The organism is Fictibacillus sp. B-59209, from assembly GCF_036216745.1.
In the GTDB taxonomy this organism is placed as follows: Bacteria; Bacillota; Bacilli; order Bacillales; family Fictibacillaceae; genus Fictibacillus_C; species Fictibacillus_C marinisediminis.
Map to the genome: position 1 here is coordinate 1 of NZ_JARMMC010000042.1, position 966 is coordinate 966.

Genomic DNA, 966 nt, shown 5'->3' on the forward strand with positions numbered 1-966 from the left:
TTGTTTGGTTTTCAAAGAACTAATGTGCTGCTTCGAACAGCAACTTTCATATTATACCGACTAAAAAAGAAAATGTCAACACATTTTCTAATGGTGGAGCCTAGCGGGATCGAACCGCTGACCTCCTGCGTGCAAGGCAGGCGCTCTCCCAGCTGAGCTAAGGCCCCTTAACAAAGATGGTCGGGAAGACAGGATTTGAACCTGCGACCCCCTGGTCCCAAACCAGGTGCTCTACCAAGCTGAGCCACTTCCCGATATGGCGCGCCCTGAGAGATTCGAACTCCCGACCTTTTGATTCGTAGTCAAACACTCTATCCAGCTGAGCTAAGGGCGCAAATTTAATTGGTGCCGAGGGCCGGACTCGAACCGGCACGGTAGTCACCTACCGCAGGATTTTAAGTCCTGTGTGTCTGCCAATTCCACCACCCCGGCAGGCAGAAAAAAATGGAGCGGAAGACGGGATTCGAACCCGCGACCCCAACCTTGGCAAGGTTGTATTCTACCACTGAACTACTTCCGCATCCGTATGGTGCGGGTGAAGGGACTCGAACCCCCACGTCATAAGACACTAGATCCTAAGTCTAGCGCGTCTGCCAATTCCGCCACACCCGCATATAAAATTTTTGAAAATGGTGAGCCATGAAGGACTCGAACCTTCGACCCTCTGATTAAAAGTCAGATGCTCTACCAACTGAGCTAATGGCTCTTGAAAGTGGTGCCGGCTAGAGGACTTGAACCCCCAACCTACTGATTACAAGTCAGTTGCTCTACCAATTGAGCTAAACCGGCGAAATAATGGTGGAGGATGACGGGTTCGAACCGCCGACCCCCTGCTTGTAAGGCAGGTGCTCTCCCAGCTGAGCTAATCCTCCATATGTATATGCCTGGCAACGTCCTACTCTTACAGGGGGAAGCCCCCAACTACCATCGGCGCTGAAGAGCTTAACTTCCGTGTTCGGTATGGGA

Annotated in this window: 9 tRNA genes and 1 rRNA gene; all 10 read right to left on the minus strand. The window is 51.7% G+C overall.

Annotated features, from left to right (window positions below):
* Positions 1-91: 91 nt before the first annotated feature.
* Positions 92-167: transfer RNA gene (locus P4361_RS22370), tRNA-Ala, on the minus strand.
* 10 nt (positions 168-177) lie between these two features.
* Positions 178-254, minus strand: a tRNA-Pro gene (locus P4361_RS22375).
* Positions 255-257: 3 nt separating this feature from the next.
* A tRNA-Arg gene (locus P4361_RS22380) sits at positions 258-334 on the minus strand.
* A 9-nt stretch (positions 335-343) separates the two neighbouring features.
* Positions 344-432: transfer RNA gene (locus P4361_RS22385), tRNA-Leu, on the minus strand.
* A gap of 13 nt (positions 433-445) precedes the next feature.
* A tRNA-Gly gene (locus P4361_RS22390) sits at positions 446-520 on the minus strand.
* Between the two features lie 7 nt (positions 521-527).
* Positions 528-612: transfer RNA gene (locus P4361_RS22395), tRNA-Leu, on the minus strand.
* A gap of 18 nt (positions 613-630) precedes the next feature.
* Positions 631-706 (minus strand) — tRNA-Lys (locus P4361_RS22400).
* 7 nt (positions 707-713) lie between these two features.
* Positions 714-789, minus strand: a tRNA-Thr gene (locus tag P4361_RS22405).
* A 7-nt stretch (positions 790-796) separates the two neighbouring features.
* A tRNA-Val gene (locus P4361_RS22410) sits at positions 797-872 on the minus strand.
* Between the two features lie 10 nt (positions 873-882).
* A 5S ribosomal RNA gene (gene rrf / locus P4361_RS22415) occupies positions 883-966 on the minus strand; the annotation flags it as partial.